This window comes from Tepidibacillus decaturensis (assembly GCF_001561915.1).
Classification (GTDB): domain Bacteria; phylum Bacillota; class Bacilli; order Tepidibacillales; family Tepidibacillaceae; genus Tepidibacillus_B; species Tepidibacillus_B infernus.
Genome location: NZ_LSKU01000001.1, coordinates 2,434,192 through 2,453,173 on the forward strand (window position 1 = coordinate 2,434,192; position 18,982 = coordinate 2,453,173).

The 18,982-nt window shown below is 34.0% G+C and carries 19 protein-coding genes; 1 reads left to right on the forward strand and 18 read right to left on the reverse strand.

The genetic code is table 11. The annotated features are described in order from the left end of the window. The 8 genes from U473_RS11350 to U473_RS11380 form a co-directional block, all read right to left on the reverse strand. A partial coding sequence (locus U473_RS11350; protein WP_068726448.1) for a glycosyltransferase occupies positions 1-1,172 on the reverse strand: 1,172 nt, incomplete at its 3' end. After that, on the reverse strand, positions 1,153-2,298 hold the full coding sequence (gene wecB, locus U473_RS11355) for a non-hydrolyzing UDP-N-acetylglucosamine 2-epimerase (RefSeq protein ID WP_068726451.1): 1,146 nt from the start codon (positions 2,296-2,298) through the stop codon (positions 1,153-1,155). The genes wecB and U473_RS11350, both read right to left, overlap by 20 nt. A gap of 3 nt (positions 2,299-2,301) precedes the next feature. Next, positions 2,302-3,411, reverse strand: coding sequence for a capsular polysaccharide biosynthesis protein CapF (locus tag U473_RS11360; protein ID WP_068726453.1), 1,110 nt, complete (start codon positions 3,409-3,411; stop codon positions 2,302-2,304). Beyond that, entirely contained in the window at positions 3,408-4,430 is a 1,023-nt protein-coding gene (locus U473_RS11365) for a nucleoside-diphosphate sugar epimerase/dehydratase (RefSeq protein WP_068726455.1), read from the reverse strand. The genes U473_RS11360 and U473_RS11365 overlap by 4 nt, the downstream gene beginning before the upstream one ends. Before the next feature lie 15 nt (positions 4,431-4,445). Continuing rightward, a complete protein-coding gene (locus U473_RS11370; RefSeq protein WP_068726457.1) occupies positions 4,446-5,633 on the reverse strand; it encodes a glycosyltransferase family 4 protein in 1,188 nt (395 codons plus the stop codon). Positions 5,634-5,635: 2 nt separating this feature from the next. Continuing rightward, positions 5,636-5,764 (reverse strand): hypothetical protein, encoded by a 129-nt coding sequence (locus U473_RS15440; RefSeq protein ID WP_268807445.1) that lies wholly within the window; start codon positions 5,762-5,764, stop codon positions 5,636-5,638. A gap of 9 nt (positions 5,765-5,773) precedes the next feature. Beyond that, a complete protein-coding gene (locus U473_RS14390) occupies positions 5,774-6,529 on the reverse strand; it encodes an NAD-dependent epimerase/dehydratase family protein (RefSeq protein WP_082732516.1) in 756 nt (251 codons plus the stop codon). Between the two features lie 47 nt (positions 6,530-6,576). Continuing rightward, on the reverse strand, positions 6,577-7,191 hold the full coding sequence (locus U473_RS11380; protein ID WP_068726460.1) for a sugar transferase: 615 nt from the start codon (positions 7,189-7,191) through the stop codon (positions 6,577-6,579). Positions 7,192-7,912: 721 nt separating this feature from the next. Here U473_RS11380 and U473_RS11385 point away from each other — a divergent pair. After that, positions 7,913-8,692 carry a beta family protein gene (locus U473_RS11385; protein WP_068726462.1) on the forward strand — a complete coding sequence of 260 codons (780 nt, stop codon included), beginning with the start codon at positions 7,913-7,915 and terminating at the stop codon, positions 8,690-8,692. Here U473_RS11385 and U473_RS11390 read toward each other — a convergent pair. The 10 genes from U473_RS11390 to U473_RS11435 form a co-directional block, all read right to left on the reverse strand. Then, positions 8,653-9,225 (reverse strand): sce7726 family protein, encoded by a 573-nt coding sequence (locus tag U473_RS11390; protein WP_068726464.1) that lies wholly within the window; start codon positions 9,223-9,225, stop codon positions 8,653-8,655. The two genes, U473_RS11385 and U473_RS11390, sit on opposite strands and share 40 nt — an antisense overlap. 290 nt (positions 9,226-9,515) lie before the next feature. Further along, positions 9,516-9,896, reverse strand: coding sequence for a hypothetical protein (locus tag U473_RS11395; RefSeq protein ID WP_068726466.1), 381 nt, complete (start codon positions 9,894-9,896; stop codon positions 9,516-9,518). A gap of 90 nt (positions 9,897-9,986) precedes the next feature. Then, positions 9,987-10,247, reverse strand: a complete 261-nt coding sequence (locus U473_RS11400; protein WP_068726468.1) for a hypothetical protein — start codon at positions 10,245-10,247, stop codon at positions 9,987-9,989. Positions 10,248-10,329: 82 nt separating this feature from the next. Further along, complete coding sequence (locus tag U473_RS11405; RefSeq protein ID WP_068726470.1) at positions 10,330-10,788, reverse strand: hypothetical protein; 459 nt, start codon at positions 10,786-10,788, stop codon at positions 10,330-10,332. 141 nt (positions 10,789-10,929) lie between these two features. Then, complete coding sequence (gene nagB / locus U473_RS11410) at positions 10,930-11,748, reverse strand: glucosamine-6-phosphate deaminase (RefSeq protein WP_235589113.1); 819 nt, start codon at positions 11,746-11,748, stop codon at positions 10,930-10,932. Next, positions 11,745-13,280 (reverse strand): argininosuccinate lyase, encoded by a 1,536-nt coding sequence (gene argH, locus U473_RS11415; RefSeq protein WP_068726473.1) that lies wholly within the window; start codon positions 13,278-13,280, stop codon positions 11,745-11,747. Before argH ends, nagB begins: the two co-directional genes overlap by 4 nt. Before the next feature lie 27 nt (positions 13,281-13,307). Next, positions 13,308-14,993: an ABC transporter permease gene (locus U473_RS11420; protein WP_068726475.1), complete on the reverse strand. Its 1,686-nt coding sequence runs from the start codon at positions 14,991-14,993 to the stop codon at positions 13,308-13,310. Continuing rightward, positions 14,983-16,089, reverse strand: a complete 1,107-nt coding sequence (locus U473_RS11425; protein WP_068726477.1) for an ABC transporter ATP-binding protein — start codon at positions 16,087-16,089, stop codon at positions 14,983-14,985. The genes U473_RS11420 and U473_RS11425 overlap by 11 nt, the downstream gene beginning before the upstream one ends. 25 nt (positions 16,090-16,114) lie before the next feature. After that, complete coding sequence (locus U473_RS11430) at positions 16,115-17,218, reverse strand: extracellular solute-binding protein (protein ID WP_068726479.1); 1,104 nt, start codon at positions 17,216-17,218, stop codon at positions 16,115-16,117. Positions 17,219-17,313: 95 nt separating this feature from the next. After that, positions 17,314-18,516 carry an ROK family transcriptional regulator gene (locus tag U473_RS11435; RefSeq protein WP_082732517.1) on the reverse strand — a complete coding sequence of 401 codons (1,203 nt, stop codon included), beginning with the start codon at positions 18,514-18,516 and terminating at the stop codon, positions 17,314-17,316. Positions 18,517-18,982 lie beyond the last annotated feature (466 nt).

An 18,982-nucleotide genomic window follows, 5' to 3' on the forward strand; every position in this document is an offset into this window, starting at 1 on the left:
TACTTTAAGAAATTTTTTTCTTTATCATACTTAAGTTTAGCTCGCTCAATCAATTTTTCTTGAAAATAAATTTTATTATCCTTTGCTTTTTGAATACTTTTTAATAAACCATCTACATTACCTTTATCTACTATATTGGTAGTAATATCCTCTATACTCTCAGGGCTTCCACCTGTATTAAAGGTTATAATAGGTGTACCACAAGCTAATGCTTCTAAGTTAGTCGTTGGAAAATTATCTTCTAAAGTTGGGTTTAAAAATACATCTGCTGCTGTATAAATCTCGGCTAGCTCTTTAACGTTGCTAGTTCGTGTAATCCCTATGATATTTTTAGGCAAATATTTTCTTTGTTTTTCTGACAAACCCACTAAAACGATAGCTTCATCATTTTTAATCTTCTTAGATAACTCTATGAAATATTTAAAACCCTTTCTGCGATCCCATGTACTGGCGACACCAAGGATAATAAACTTATCTTCTAAATTAAATCTTTCTCTAAAATCACTCTGAGTAGGTTTGAACACGTCCAAATCAATTCCATTGTTAATAACTTCAACAGGATATTCTCTTAAATATGACTGCTTTACTAGACCAGCCAACCATTTTGAAGGTGTAACTATTGTGAGGTTCTTAATGCCTGTGAAAAGTTCCTTTTTCTTAATGTAATTGTCTTTTGAATTATCTATAATCACACTCGCTGGATATGAATTTTTCTCAGGACAATCGTAACAACCTGTTTTCCATTTATCACAACCTACATAATCAAAATAAGCGCAGTGACCTGTAAAACTCCAACAATCGTGAAGTGTCCAAACAACAGGTTTATCTGCCTTCTTCAAATAATCAAATAAAACCTCAATATTAATATAGTATCCATGAATATTATGCAAATGAATGATGTCTGGGTCCAATTCTTTAACTTTTTCGATAAACTTTTGAGTAGCCTTCTTCGAACCAAATCCATGCTTATCAAATATTCTAGTTAAAGCTACGTGTTTATAATTATCTAACTTACTACCTATCTTAATCGGAGTATCACAATTCTTAGGCAGATCTCTCCCGTATGCAATATAGCTTTCATGACCTTGTTCAATTAATATATTATGAATGTCAGTAACAATCCTTCCTGTACTACCAATTCCGCATACTGAATTAATCTGCAATACTTTCATCAAAATTTCCCCAAACAACTCTATTCACATAGTCTGTATAAGACAATATAATCCTCAGCACCTTGTCCGAAACATTAGGCATACTATAGTCCTCCACGAGCCTTAATGTGCCCTTTCCTTGTGTCTCTAATATCTCTAACCCTTGAAGTATCCTTTCCTTGTTCAGCCCAACCAGTATTACCGATGCTTCTTCCATAGCTTCCGGTCTTTCATGGGCTTGTCTTATGTTAAGTGCTCTTAATCCAAGTATTGAAGCTTCTTCACTTATGGTTCCACTATCACTGAGAACAGCCTTTGCATTGATTTGAAGTTTTATATAATCATTAAAGCCTAATGGTTTCATTGTCTTAATTAAAGAATTGAATTTTATGCCCTTTGCCTCTATCATTTTTCTTGTTCTTGGATGGGTACTTACTATTACCGGCATTTTATATTTCTCTGCTAAAGCGTTTATGCTATCTACTAAATTCAAAAAGTTTTCATCTGAGTTTATGTTTTCTTCTCTATGAGCCGATACTACAAAATATTTTTCTTCTTCAAGCCCTAATCTTTCCAATACATCTGATTTCTCAATATCTTCCTTTCTTGAATTGATTACTTCAAACATGGGGCTGCCGGTTTTTATAATTCTATCGGCCGGAAGTCCTTCTTTTAATAAATACTCTCTTGCTATATCGCTATAAGGCATATTAATATCGGATATATGGTCTACAATCTTCCTGTTGGTTTCTTCAGGAACTCTTTGGTCAAAGCATCTGTTTCCTGCTTCCATATGAAATATAGGAATATGTCTTCTCTTTGCTGCAATGGCACATAAGCAGCTGTTTGTATCCCCCAGCACTAGAAAAGCGTCTGGCTTTACTTCTTCTAAAATAGGATCTATTTTAATTAAAATATTACCTATAGTTTCCATTGGTGAATCTGTTGCTGCATTTAAAAAATAATCAGGTTTTTTTAGTTCCAAATCTTTGAAAAACACTTCATTTAATTCATAATCATAGTTCTGACCTGTATGGACTAAAACATGTTCTATTGCTTTTGATTCATCTAGTTTATTGATTACAGCTGAAAGCCTTATAATTTCTGGTCTGGTTCCAACGACAGTCATTACTTTTAGCTTCTTCATATATTAAACCTCCAAATAATATGTGTCTGGCTTTTCTAGATCAAAAGGTTCATTAGCCCACATTATTGTAACCATATCCGTGTCCCCTAGGTTTTCAATGTTATGGGTATAACCTGGTGGTATATCTACAACTTCCAGTTTATCCCCACTAACGTAATATTCGATGGTTTCATCTGAATCGATTTTTCTAAAACGAATAACTCCCTTTCCACTAACTACAAGAAATTTTTCATTTTTTGTATGATGCCAGTGATTTCCCTTTGTTATTCCTGGTTTAGATATATTTACTGAAACCTGTCCTCTGTCTGGTGTTTTGATAAACTCCGTAAAGGAACCTCGATAGTCCACATTCATTTTAAGTTCGTAACTGAATCGATCTTTAGGCAAATAACTTAAATATGTGCTATAAAGCTTCTTTGTAAATGCGTCAGACATATCTGGAATAGTACGTTCCTCACGGCTCTTTTTAAATGAATAAATCAAATCTACGATTTCTCCCAAAGTAATGGTATGCACTACAGGCACTTCACAAAAATCTCCAACTGCATTTTCTTTGCCGTTTAAAGCATTAATCAACTCATTTACCACATCATCTATATACACAAGATTCATCACAACACTTGGATCATTCACTGTAATAGGTAAATCATGGGCTATATTATAGCAAAACGTTGCTATAACACTGTTGTAATTTGGTCTGCACCATTTACCAAAAACATTAGGTAGTCGATAAACAAGCACTTTTGCACCTGTTTCTTTACTATATTTAAAGAGCAAATCTTCTCCTGCTTTTTTGCTTCTTCCATAAGAATTATCTAATTCTGCTTGAATAGATGATGAAATCATAATTGGGCAGTTATTATTATATTCTTTTAATGTAGCAAGCAAAGTTGATGTAAAGCCAAAATTCCCTTTCATAAACTCTGATTGGTCTTTTGGTCGATTAACACCTGCAAGGTGAAAGACAAAATCAGCTTCTTTGCAATACTCATCTAATAAAGATGGATTCGTATCCTTAGTATATTCAAGGATATCCGTATATTTTCTATTTTTTAATTCGGCAATAAGATTTTTTCCTATAAAACCCTTTGCCCCAGTTACAAGTATTTTCATACTTTACTCCAACTTTCTAACTCTTTTCTAACATAGTCTATTTCTAATAGTTTTTCTTTTATTTGTTTTATATTTAAACGTTCTGTATTATTCGAATTATATTCAACCTCTGTAACTAACCGCTGATCTCCTTCTATAAAGTATTTGTCATAATTAAGATCTCTTTGATCAGCTGGTACTCTAAAATATCCCCCAAAATCCTCAGCTACTACACGTTCTTCTTTTGTAAGTAGAGTTTCATATAATTTTTCCCCATGACGCGTACCAATTATCTTAATCTCATTATCAGCGTTAAACAATTCTATCAAAGCTTGAGCAAGGTCTCCAATTGTAGACGCTGGAGCTTTTTGGACCATAATATCCCCTGCTTGGGCATTTTCAAAGGCAAATACCACAAGCTCTACAGCTTCTTCAAGACTCATTAAAAACCTTGTCATATTTGGATCTGTAATTGTTAATGGTTGTCCACTTTTAATTTGCTCAATAAATAAAGGTATAACTGACCCACGAGAGGCCATCACGTTTCCGTATCTTGTTCCACATATTAGGGTTCTATCAGGAGATACTGTTCTTGATTTGGCCACAAATACCTTTTCCATCATCGCTTTAGAGATTCCCATTGCATTGATAGGATAAGCTGCTTTATCTGTAGAAAGGCAAATCACTTTTTTTACACCATATTCTATAGCAGCTGTAAGTACATTATCTGTACCTAACACATTTGTCTTTACTGCTTCAAGAGGAAAGAACTCACAGGATGGAACTTGTTTTAATGCAGCTGCATGAAAAATATAGTCTACACCATGCATGGCATTCTTTACACTGGCTAGGTCTCTAACATCTCCTAAGTAAAACTTAAGCTTATCGTTTTTATACAACTTTCTCATATCATCTTGTTTTTTTTCATCACGTGAGAAGATGCGAATTTCTTTTACTTCAGTATCTAAGAATCTTTTCATTACAGCATGACCAAAGGAGCCTGTGCCTCCAGTGATTAGTAGTGTTTTATCTTTGAACATATTAAACATCTCCACTTAAATTATTTTTTGTAGTAAACGATTTAATCTCTCTATATATCTCTTTTTAGAGAAGTTGTTGTCATAGTATTTTCTTGCGTTTTCACCATAAATAGAATGTTTCTCTTTTTCTTTTACAAACTTTATTATGTTATTAGCTAGTTCTTTATAGTCTTCTGCTGGAGCACATAATCCACAATTTGCTTCATCAATCACGATTTGTGTTTCTCCATTTATTGCCCCTATAATTGGCTTTCCTGCTGCCATATAGGACTGAACTTTGTTGGGCAATGTATAGGAAATCACTTTATTATCTTTTAAGGTAATTAGAAAAGCATCTGCCATTTCGTAAAATCTAGGCATTTCCGAAATAGGATGTTGCCCGTGGAAGATTACATTTTGAAGCTGTAATGTATCGGCTAATTCTTCACATTTTTCACGAGAAGAACCATCACCCACAATATGAAACTTTATGTGATGATCTTCTCTAAGCTCATTTGCAGCATAGATAATCGTCTCTACACTTTGCATTTCACCTATATTCCCTGCAAAGACTAAGTTTACTGTTTCATCACTTCTATTTGTGGAACGAATATTCTCAAATAAAGCTTCTGCGTATACTGGAAGGTGAGTAATGTGATCATATATATCTAATGTGTGGTTAAAGTATTCTTCAAATAGTTTAGAGCTTGTGAATATTTCATCTGCACTCTTATAAATCCACTTGCTTAATTTTTGTAAAACACTATATATTTTACTTTCTGGTGAAATTCCAGCAGCTGCTACACTTTCAGGCCACAAATCATGGCAGTATATGATGAGGGGCTTTTTTGTAAGCTTTTTTAATAGAATACCTGGGAGAGCCATTGTTACTGGTGAAAGCTGATAAACTAAAATTACATCAAAATCTTTCTTCATAAAAATAGCTTTTAGTGTAGAAGATAAAGCAAAACTAATATAGTTAAGTGCTAACTTTTTGACTCCCTTTCCTCTTCCAAGAAGCCAAGAACGTATAACTTTTACCCCATTGATCTCTTCAGTTCTATTTTTAAAACCTCTATATTTACTATCTATAACCCCACTAGGGTAGTTTGGAAGACCTGTGAGAACCGTTACTTCATGTCCTTCTTTTGCTAACTCAAAACAGATATCATTGACCCTAAATTGTTCAGGATAGAAATATTGACTGATTACAAGAATTTTCATTGTTATCTTCCTCTTTGCTTACTACGCAAATATTCCTCTACTTCCCCTTTAATACCTTCTTGGAAAGATAAAGGTGTATACCCAAAGTCCTTAGCTGCTTCATCATAATTGAAGTCTTTATCTTCTTGCATTCTGAGTACTTACTCAACAGAAATAATAGCCTTTTTATCTATTGCATTATATACTTTGGCTGCTAAGATAGAAATCCATAAAGGTATTTTTACAATGATATTCTTTCTTCCTAACGTATCAGAGACAGCTTTAACTAAATCTATATATTTAATAGGGGATTTCCCAGATAAGTTGTATTCTTTATTAAAAGTCTTATCTTTATTTACTAAGACATCATAATAGGCATAACCCAAATCTTTAGCATGAACTGGCTGCATTAGGTTCTCACCTTTCCCAAACATAGGGAAGAACTTATGTCTGTATAGGTAATCAACAAGCTTATACATATTTCTATCTTCAGAGGATCCATATATCATTGTTGGTCTTAATACGGTAATGCCTATTTGCCCACGCTTTTTAAGTATTCCATCTTCGATTTTAATATACTCTTCCGATGCACTTTTATATTTGGAGTATCTTCCTGTTGTATGAACAAGAATTGCCCATTTCACATTATTCTTTATTGCAGCATCCATGACGTTGTTTGAAAATAAAATAGAGGAAATATGTACAACTGTTTCAACTCCTGCCATTGATGATACCAATAAAGCTTTGTCCTCTAGACTTCCGTATACTTTTTCTATATTAAGCCCTGAATGATCAAGGAGTTCCGTATTGCTATTTTCTCTTACCAAGCATCTAATTTTACCTTGATAATTCTCCTTGATTAATCTATCCAAAAACCATTTACCAGTATGTCCTGTAATTCCCGTAACATAAAGCACGATATGATCCCCCTTAAAGATTCTCTTACATATACCGAATTATCCAATTATAGAGATACCTCTTTCTTCGACTCACTAGTTCCTTCTTTTATCCCTTCACTTCGTAGGACACTAAATACTGTTTTAAAAAATATCTTTATATCAAAAGTAAAACTCATTCTTTGTACATACTCGCCATCCAGACTTGCCTTCACTTCTATAGGAAGTTCATCCCTACCATTTATTTGAGCCCAGCCTGTAAGACCTGGATACACAGCATTAGCTCCATACTTATCACGTTCAGCTATGAGATCATTCTGATTCCACAGAGCTGGTCTAGGTCCAATGATACTCATTTCACCTTTTAAAATATTAATAATCTGCGGTAACTCGTCTAAGCTAGTTTTCCTAAGAAATTTCCCTACCTTTGTAATGAACTGATCTGGATTCTGGAGCATATGAGTAGGCATGTCTTTCGGTGTATCTGTTCTCATAGTTCTAAACTTTAATATATAAAAGTATTTCTTATTCTTACCTATACGCTTTTGTTTGAAGAATACTGGACCTTTGGAGTCTAGTTTTATTATTATTGCAATAATTAGAAAAAGTGGCCATAGTATAAGCATTGCAATAAGGGATAATATAAAGTCTAAAATACGTTTAATTACTGGATAGATTCTCATATAATCACTCTTTCAACCTCTTAACTAAATATAACGAATGCGTAGATACAATTTTTTTACATTACAATTTAATAGTTTTCTCCTAACGTAATCAAGAATCCTGCTCATTTCGACATTTTCATCATAAATTTTACAAAAAAGTACTAATTTCGTGATTATATTAACAATATTTATTATAAAACTGATAACTTTACTATAGTAGAGTTCTATTTATAGAAATGGTGGGAAGCTTTGTGATCGTAAAAGAGCACCTTCTTTTATTATGAAAGATAGGTGCTCTTTTCTCATTATTTATTTAGATTTTATCTTTATTCGACAAAACTAGTCAAATTTCGTTAGAGGAATTCACTGAATATTTAATGAATTGATAAGTAACAGGAGGTGAGTCTTTTAAAAGTAAAAAATAAAAAAGGAGAGGAGTTAACAATGGTCACGTATTTTCCCATATTAAATATTTCAACTGCAGAAATGAATGCTTATGCTTCATTAAAAGAAAGCACAAAATCATCAATTATTCCAATATTACAATCAAAAAAATCCCAAGACATAACAAAGATACATGGTGGACAACCTTTAATACATTAGGTAGTTATTTGAGTAGTAAAATGGCAAAACACGAGTTTATTTACGATTATAAACAAGCGTATGATAAATTAGGAGAGTTTGATGAAGTACTATTTAATGAGATAAATGAAGATATCATCACACACTGTTCAAAAAAATGCTTGAATATGAATTAAATTTTATTCCAGTTGTTCACTTTGATTCCCCACAATGGTTTATTGATTCCATTTTAAAACTAAGAAGAGAAAAAATCGCTATCAGAGTTCGCTGCCATGACTTTAACAGCACCCTAGATAATATAATATTTCAGACCATCAATTCCAATATTATCAGTAGGTTTGAGGGATCAACTAAAAAATATTACGTAATACTAGATTTTGGTAATAAACCTTCCACCATTGAAAGAATTAGAAAAGCGGTAAATATTTTTTCTCAAATTAATAACTCAGAAATTATCTTATCGATCACATCATGTCCTGAAGACGCTAGTAATGTAGGTGCTATGTCTTTTGATGTCGGCTCTTTGAGGGATGACTTTAAATCATTTAATTTATTAAAAAGCGAGTTTCCATATTTAAAGTTTTCCGATTATACAGTTAGATTTAGTCCCGAACCTGACCAAGATGCAAGAATTGACTATTACAATACATATATTAAGATTTTCTATACCACGGAAGATACCTATATGATTGGTAAGTCTTCACTTATAAAAGATAATGGGATAGACAATTTTCATCTTATTTGTCAAGAAATTGTAGAAAGTGACTTATATTTTAGAGAAAATTTTTCAGAAGGAGATAAGGCTTTAAAACTATGTGCTGAGAGATCTCTTATAATAAGCAATCACTCTAAAACCATTGAATATGGAATTAACCACCATATTGAATTAACATCTACTCAATTACGCCAGAGTTTACGTGTTTTTAATGCTTCATAAACAAATGGCCGAATTATATTTATTTCTGCCTCACTACAAAATAAATCTAATAATTGAAGTTTCTTTAAACGTTTAAAATGTTTTGGTAATCCTAAAACATCGACAAATTTTTCCAATTCATCTTTCCAAAGGAGTTTTAATAATAATTCCTTGTCTTGGGGCGTTCTTTTTCGTCCCTTTCTTTTTTGTTGTAATTGTATACTTCCATTTTTTTTGTTTACTATAGTAATTCCCCACCACTTTGGTACTAAGTTTTTAGTTTCCTCATAATATTTTCTGTCCACAACAATAGTCATTCTTTCAAAAACTCTATTATAATACTCCATTTGTTTGGGTAACCTATTAAGAGTGTCGCTTTCACTTTTTATTTCATAGCCATGCATTATTCCGTTCACAACTGCTATATCAATTCTAGACGCACCAAAATCAATTCCAAGTTCATTGATGATAATTGTATTCTCATCTTCTGAATATATTGAGTTTAATTCCTCTAATAGTACATTTCTTACATCCTGGTCTTTTAACTTGTTCATTATAAACACCCTTTTTAGATCATTAAAATTTATTATACTATATTAAACTCCTGAATAAGCGAATTATCCAGCCTTAATAATCTAAACACCTTATGTTTAGTCATTAATAAACCTTTTATTGATGTATTGTCCTCATTTAATAGACTATCTTCACTAGCATTTTAGCATATTTTGTTTAAACCTAAGCTAAAAATTTTTAATAATCTCAACACATTAGCAAAATAATAGCTGGATTTATTCAGTCAACTACTTCATTTAAGTTTAAAACAGCAATATCCTGACATAATACATTAACCTATTTTAGTTATCTCTGAACTTAGCATCGCTTCCCGTCGTTTTTGGTTTCTTCTACCTCTACTATTAATTTCCTTAATGTAATTCTCAATATACTTAATATCATTTTCAATTTCATCTAGAGATGGAAGATTTACATTTAATGACACAGTGTTATCATGACCTATCATCCATTTGGAACATTTACTCATACCAAAGTCGATTTTTCTATCCTCTTTCTGTTTATCGGAAGCTGTCTGGATCATTTCCTTTGCACGTTTTTCAGTTGTTTTTAAAAAGCATTCTAATTTAATTACAGTGTTTTCATCTCTATTACCAACCTCATCCAAAACGTCTTTTATTGAATCCAAAAGAGGGAATTTTTCCGGATAAGCCAACTGTATTAAATACTCTTTCGCAGCGTTTTATAGCATTTGCCATGCATTTTCTCGATCTTTTTAGTGATTTGATCAATTCTCTCCTTCAAATTACGAATCTTTTTTTGCTTGTTTAATTGGATCATTTATATCTGCCTCAGTAACTTTCTTTCTTAATTCCATTAATCGAGTTTCATGTTCATCATCCCATGTAGCATACTTTTCTATTTTTTCTTCTTGTGTTTTATAAGAGAGTTCGGCAATTATCTTATTTGCTTCAGTATTAGCAGGAATGTCTTTATATTCAAGTTTGTTGATAACAGGCTTTTCATGTTCTAAACGTTCTCGTAATCTTTTTAATCTCTCCAACATACTTCTTCATCCGGATTATCATCTATAGCAATCTTAAATTTTGATTGAGCAGTACTACCTGTTTCATTAACACCATATTCGATTAAACTTTTTCCTTAGGATCCCTAGCTTTACAAGCCCGTTTCATTACGCGGACATATCCTGATTTTCCTGCTCGATTTTCTCCATACATAACACTTAAACCTTTATGTGCGAATTTAAGACCAGAACCATCAGGAATAGCATTGACATTACGAAGATCACTCATTGCCTTCATGGTTAATTTCATTGATTTATACTTGGTTCCAAGTATATCACTTGACTTTAACGGCTTTGGGCTAACTAATAATTGATCTCCATTATTAAGCCCATATAAACTTTTTACCATAGATAAAATCTCTAACTCATCTTCATCCGTTAACTCATTTTGAGTTAACAAACGTCGAACGGCATCACTTTGCCAATCAGGTAAATCATTTTCCACACATTTCACGATTGATTCAATGACCGCATCTACTATTCTCTTATAGCCTCTCCCTATTTGACTATTAACTTTCAACATTAAAGGTTCACTTTCCTTGCAATCGACAAAAGTAGTCAAAATTCTTCAAAATGAAAATGAAGAATCTTTACCAACTACTGAACATAGAAAAATAATTCGGAAAAAAATTTACCTAGCCCTTCTAAAAAGGCTAGGTATAAGTTAAGACTGCTGCTTGGGCACGGATGGATGGAGCAAATTGATCTTTTGTGCCCCCAATGCTCCCTTATCTATTACAATCGTTACATTAGAATGTTTCTTTAAGATAGAGGCAGGTAAATTTACTGTTACATTTCTTTCAAAAAATTGCTTCATGATCTTTGTTTTGTCTTGACCTGAGGCAAGTAATAGGATCTTTTTACTTTCCATGATGGTTTCAATACCAACAGTAATGGCTTGGTTCACTTCTAGTCCATTCTCTCTTAAACCGTTAGCTTGAATCGTCTCATCAGTAAGTTTGACTAAATGAGTTCGACTGTAAAATGGTGTTCCCGGTTCATTAAAGCCAATATGGCCGTTGGAGCCAATCCCTAAAATTTGTAGATCGATTCCACCATAGGTCTTTATTTTCTTTTCATATGCTTGACAAAAGGCTTGAATCTCTTTTTCCGTACTATCCCTTTCTACGAGTGGTATAAATACATTTTCCATTTGTATATCCACGTGATCAAAGAAATAATGTTTCATAAAAGATGTAAAACTTAAAGAATGACTCGCATCTATCGGATAATATTCATCAAGATTAAACGAAACTACATCTAGAAAGGAGACTTTCTCATCCCTATAGTTTTTTACAAGTTCTTGATACATCCCAATAGGGGTATTTCCAGTGGCAAGACCAAGTACGACTTTCTTTCCTTTTTGCTTATTCACCAATTCAATAATTTGATTAGCTGCATATTGACTCATTGCAAAATAATCTTTAACGATCACAACATTTATATTTTCCATCTTTAAGGTCCTTGTTAAAGTCCCTTTCATGAGGATAAACCACCTTTTTGGATTACATGAAAGACAGTACTTTGTAACTTCTTCTTACTTTCTTGTAACCCATCCCAAATATTCTCTAATTGTTGTTCATACTGTTTCCATTTATCTATTCTAACTTCAATCATTCTAGCTACTTCATCTGGATTAGGGCCACCTTGAATTTTCCTTTTTTCAACAAAAGATTCTGGTGAAACAATCTCTTCCCAATTCTGCTCAGTTAAGGTAACTCCAACTTTTTCCTTAATGATTTGATTCACTTCATCCAATGCTAATTCAAATAACTCTTTCTTCTCAGCGATAACCTTTTTCGATATACGAGCAGCTACATGATGGGCTTTACGAAAAGAAACGCCATGATCTCTTGTTAATACATCAGCTAACTCTGTGATTGTGATACAAGCCTCTTTTGCACGTTGTCGTAGTTTTTCTTGATCCACTTCCATCGTCCGTACCACAGAATATAAGATTCGCATCACTCGAGATCCAATTTCATATCCACGATATAAATGAGGTTGCAAATCGTCTTCTGTATCTACAATATCCCCATATGGTGTATTATGGATCATTTGAATAACGGCCATAGCTTCCCCAACAGCGCTACTGGATAATGACCTTGAATGTTCAAAAGAAACAGGGTTCCTTTTCTGTGGCATAATACTGCTGATCTGAATATAGGGATCAGCAACACGAATGGTTCCAAACTCTCTAGTACTATATTGCAACATATCTTGAACAAAACGACCAACATCTACCATTAAAGTCAAAAGAGAAGTAGAGGATTCTAGTAGATAATCTCCGCCACCAATGGCATCATAGGAATTTTCAACTAATTCATCAAATCCAAGTAATTCGCGTACTCGATCCCTGTTGATAGGAAAACCTGTTGTCGTAATGGCTGCTGCTCCCATGGGTGAACGGTTAACAGTATGATAAGCGTGCCATAAGCGCTTCAAATCGCGTTCAATCACATCATGGACTGCTGTTAAATAATGGCCTAACGTAGAAGGTTGTGCCGGCTGAGTATGAGTATATGCTGGCATAATCGTATGTTTATGTTCTTCTGCTTTCTCAAGTAAGGCTGATAGTAAGAGAGTGGTATCTTTGATCAGTCCAAGAATGTATTCCCTTAACACCATGCGATACATCGCTACACCCATATCATTACGGCTGCGAGCAATATGGATTTTCCCCGCTAAATCAGCTCCAATAGTATCAGCAATTTTGGCTTCAATCATGAAAAATAAGTCTTCAAAATGCGGATCATATTCTAACTCTTGATCGTTCATCTTAGCTACTTCTTCCACACCTTTTAAAATTTTTGCAGCTTCTTCTTTTTCTAATATCCCTTGTTCTAGTAACATCAGTACATGAGCACGGTGAATCTCAAACATCACTTCAAACAAATAATCTCTCTGATCATAAAAGACTGGTTTTAATAAATTCTCTACATAGGTCTTTCCTGGAAAGGATCGGCCTTCATTTGCGATAAATTCTTCTTTACTCAATACATATTTTGATTCCATCTCAATGACATCTCCTAGTCTATGGAGTTATAATGAACGTTCAGCTTTTACATTAAAGAATTTATTGGAAATAAAAAGTACAAGTCCGATCAAAACAATTTGAATCGTTCCGTACGCTGCAGCCTGCCCCATATTAAACATTCGTAATTGATTCATGATTTCAATCGAGATTGGTCTGTTGTCTAATGTATAAAGTAATACAGAGGTAGGAAATTCTCCTACAGCGGTAACAAACGCAAGTAATGCTCCTGACATAATTCCTGGCATCACAATCGGTAACACGACTTTTCGAAAAGCATAAAACCATTTTGCTCCTAAATTCCTAGCTGCTTCTTCCAAAGAATCATCTAACTGTTCTAAAGAAGCATTAGTGGAACGAACGATCAATGGAATATAGCGGATAAAGTAAGCTAGCGGTAAAATCCAGAATGTTCCAACTAAAATCTTACCAAAGCTAAAAATGCTCGGTTGATTAAAGGCAAAAATCATATTCATGGCAATGACTGTAGCTGGTAAAGCCCAAGGAATCATAACTAAAATATCTAACAGATTCTTTCCTTTAAACTTCCTTTTGACTAAAAGATAAGAGGCCAATACACCAATCACTAATGCTCCAATCGTTGCTATCGCTGCTAGAAGTAAACTATTCTTTACCGGTTGCCAAATTTTCGGGTCTTCTAACAACAAGCGATAGTTTTCCATATTAAAGATAGTTGGATATGTCTGCCACGTCCATGTCCCATCTGGTACGAGGGATAATAAAAAAATCGTAAAATGAGGGAATAAAAGCACAATGACTGCAAATACACCAATGGTGACTAGGCTCCATTTTAAAATGGGGTTTTTGATCTCACTACGATGCACTCCAACCCCTTTTGAACTCATCCGATAATCTCTTCTTCCTTGATACCAACGCATAAAGAGTAAGAAGGAAATGGATACAATTGAAAGAATCACAGACTGAGTAGCAGCAATGCCCATATCACCATTTAATTTAGAAAAATAAATTTGTAATGCTAATACCCGGTAGCCTCCTGCTAATAAAAAAGGAGCACTAAAGGATGCCATTGAGGTCATAAAAACCAATAAAGAAGCTGCAACAAGGGCTGGCGTTAGCAATGGGAAGGTTACCTTCCAAAAAACAGTCCAACGACTTGCCCCAAGGTTATAAGCTGCTTCTTCTAATGAAGGGTCGATATTATTGATCGTTGAAGAAACAGTCATATAAAAATAAACATACATGGTATAGGCATGAACAATAAGAATTCCTGACACTCCACTAATTTTAAAAGGGACTTCGGATAATCGAAATAAATCCTTGATGGCATTTGGTACCAATCCTGTTTCCCCATATAAAAACATAAAGGCCATGACCCCAACAAGAGAAGGTAGTACCATCGGTAAAATCGCAACAGATGAAAAAAAACTTCTTCCTGGAAAATCATATCTACTAAATATAAACGCTAATGGAACTCCTATCAAAGCGCTTAAAACGACGCTTAATAGTGAGATATATACAGAATTCCAAAGCGCTTCTAGATTGGATAAATGATCAAGGTCAAAAAAGTCTCGGTAAAATTCAAACGTAAAGTTTCCATCGTTTTGAAAACTTTCAAAAAAGGTCCGAAGCGTAGGATATAATACATAAGACAGTAAAACTAAAAGGACTGGAATTAACAAGAGTACAGTGAGCCGCGTTTCCTTATTTCTCATCTTTTTTCACCTCAGTAATACGAGGAATCACTCTTAATTGATCTTCATTTAAAGTAACCCAAACTGGATCTCCTTCTTTTAATCCAATTTCATTTCCATCGTTTAAGACTAATGCTTTGATCAAATAATTTTTCCAGCGAATTTCATATTCCATCGCATTCCCTATAAATTGAATGAGTTCTACTTTTCCTTCTAATTCATTAGGTACTCCAATTGGATTTGTACTCATTTTAATCCGTTCAGGACGAATGGATAAGGAAACAGGGCCTTTGTCAATTCCCTCTGCGCTATTTAACGGTTCATTTTTTACCGTAATTATTCGATCTTCTAATTGTACAATAATCGATTTCTCTGTTATTGAAGATAAAATGACTGGGAATAGGTTGGTCTCCCCAATAAAACTAGCAACAAAGTCATTAGCTGGTTGATTATAGATTTCATAGGGGGTTCCCACTTGTTGGCAGACTCCCATATTAAAGACTGCAATCCTGTCACTCATCGATAAAGCTTCTACTTGATCATGAGTCACATAGATTGTAGTAATGCCATACTCTTTTTGAAGACGTTTTATTTCCATTCTCATTTCGTCACGTAAACGTGCGTCAAGGTTACTTAGTGGTTCATCTAATAATAAAATGGCTGGTTCAATAGCTAAAGCCCTTGCCAAGGCTACACGTTGTTGTTGCCCCCCACTTAATTGGGTAATTTGTCGATCTTCATAACCTTTTAAACGTACTTTTGCTAACGCATCCAATACTTTGATTTTAATTTCACTTTTTGACAACTTCCTTAACTTTAGTCCAAAAGCTACATTTTCAAAGACAGTCATGTGAGGAAAAAGGGCATAGTTTTGGAACACCATGCCCGTATTTCTTTGTTCTGGAGGGACCTTCGTCATATCTTTCTCATCAAAAAGAACTTTTCCTTCCGTTGGATAATAGAAACCAGCAATCATCCGTAATGTGGTTGTTTTCCCACAACCGCTTGGTCCAAGGAAGGTAAAAAATTCCCCTTCTTTAATCGTAAAATTTAACTTTTGGACGGCAACAACATCTCCGAATACTTTCACAACCTCTTGTAATTTTACAGTTGCCATAGTTCCCTCTCCCTAATATAGTTAGTTATTTCACTTGTTTTGCTTTATTTTTGATATTTTCATCCCAATATTGCATCCATTCATTAGACTTCTCTTGGAACACTTTCCAGTCAATATCCATAGGTTTAATCGTTGTATTTTTAATCCAATCTGGCAAATCAGTAATATCATTACGTGTTGGAATACGGAAGTGTTGCTCAGCTAAGATTTTTGTTGCTTCAGGTGAGTTAACGAACTCATAAAATGCTTTTGCTGCTTCTGGATGTTTTGCACCTTTTATGATAGCAATTCCTTCGGTTAATACAGGTGTCCCGCTTTCAGGAATGATGAAGTCAAATGGGTAATTCTTTTGTTCTTTTAACATGACTACATCTGGCATATCCCATAAGGAAACAATTCCTTCTCCTTTTGCAACTTTGTTATACATCATTTCGTGATTAGCTGAATATTCTTTGGTGTTTTGGTCAAGTGCTTTTAACCATTCATATCCTTTTGTAGGATCTTTTGTATCTTTATAATCGCGATAGATGATCGCAGAATAAATCGTACGCATGGTTCCTGATGCTAATGGATAACGAATAATAATTTTATCCTTCCATTTTGGATCTAATAGATCATCCCAATCTTTTGGCGCTTCTTCTTTAGATAAGAACTTAGTGTTATACATAATTACTTCTGGAGTTTGGCTAGTACCTGTCCAAGCCCAATCTTTATCATGGAATTCTGCAGCTAAAGTACTTGCATAGGATGGTTGATAAGGCTCTAATAGCCCAGCATCTTTTGCTTCACTAAACATAACAGATGGTGCTCCCCACCACAAATCGGCTTGTGGGTTTTGAGCCTCTGAACGAATACGATCTAATACTTCCTGAGATCCAAGGTCTAACCACTGTACGTCCACTCCAGGATTCTTCTCTTCAAACATTTTCTCAAATTGACCTAAAATATCTTTCCCATGTGGAGAATAAATGACTACTTTTTCTTCTAATCCATTGCTTTTATCTGTCGTTTGTTCCTTTTGATCGTTTGTATTTTTGGTAGTCTCATTGCTAGATGAACAGCCTGTTGCTACCAATGTAAAAATCATAGCCACAGCAACGAAAAGATATAAACTCTTTTTCCAGTTCATAATACTTTAACCCCCTACATATTTTTGAAATTTTATTTTATTGGGAGAGTTCTCCCAAACTGTAACCCTAATAAAAAACGATTTCAAAATAAGAGTTAAATCTTAAGCAATGATTCATGTTCTCTTAAGAACAAGGACATTCCACCAACTATTCCTATTTGATCTCCTAATTTGGTTAAAGAGAGTTGTACATCAGTCGGTAGGTAGGTCTTCAAGATATCATTTAGTCTTTCGATAAACCATATTCCTGATCGAGATACTCCTCCACCTATAATAATAATCTCTGGATTAAATAAAGCCGCCACATTGACTAGGGCAAAACCGATATGTTCAATCACCTCATTTACAACTTCTAAAGCCAAGGGATCATTTTCTCTGGCATAAGTAAATACATCTTTAGTCGTAAATGGAACTTGACTTAAAGGATGATCTGAAGACTCTTTTAGTCTATTTTTCATTATCTTTTCTATCGATGCCCCTCCTGCATGGTTTTCTAAGAAACCGAATCCATCAAAGACAGGGTTGTAATCCTTTTTAGCTGCGTTTTTATCTGTCACCATATAGCCAATTTCTCCAGCAGCCCAATTTGCCCCACGATAAAGGGTTCCATTTAAGATGATTCCACAGCCAATACCTGTACCGATAGTGATTAACACGACATTCTTTTTATTGACCGCTGATCCTAGCCATTGCTCTCCTAATACGGAAATATTCACATCGTTATCTACATAAACAGGAAACGGGAATTTTTCTTCCAGTTTTTCTTTTAAAGGATAATCACTCCAACTTAGACTTGGTGCTGTTGTTATTCCTTTTTCTACATTAGTTATTCCAGGACTACCGACTCCCATCCCTAATACTTTTTCTTCTGGAATGTTGATTTGGTGTAACAACATTCGAATCCTATCAGCTAGTTCGTCTACAATTCCATCTGGTACAAATGGTTGAGTAGGCATTACCTCCTGAATCACTACATTTCCGTCAAGATCCCCTATTCCATAGGCGATCTTAGTGCCACCAATATCTACCCCGATGATGAATCCAGCTTTGGCATTAAATTGCAATTGAATGGGTTTCCTTCCCCCTTGAGTGGTAGAATCACCACTACCCATTTCTTTGATCCAATCTTCTGCAAGTAGCTCATCTACAATACTAGATACTGTAGGCTTACTTAATTGTAATTGATCGGCAATTTCTGCCCTTGAAACGGTTCCCCTCATGCGAATATGATGAAGGATTATTTTTTTATTGATATATTTCATAAAATATGGAGACCCAGTTTCTAGTTTTAGATTCATGTTCTTTTCTCCCCAAAATGATTTTTGTTGGTTAGTTAAGATTATTAACTATTACATGATAGATGGTTAGTAAACCTTCCTAATTAACTTAGCTCTATTGTATTTATAATTCAGAAAAATGAAAAGTTTTATTTTGGATTGTTTATCCCCAGTATTCTACTTTTTCCTCCATATTTTTAAAGCGTTTTAATTATTTCATGATTTTACCCGAAATAATGTATGAGCTATAGCCCATTGAATGGATAACTAAAGATTGCTGCTCACTACTGTCGATTTTACACTTACGTGTTTATTTCTTTTTTTGTTGGCAATAATAATTTGTAACACTTATTATGTGTTTTTCATAAATTAAATAGAGGATTTTGAGATTTTACCTCGAAAATGATAATATATATTTATTATATAAGTATTTTAATAAAATTTGATAAATAGGTGTTGATTCATTATGATTATGGAATTTAGTGTT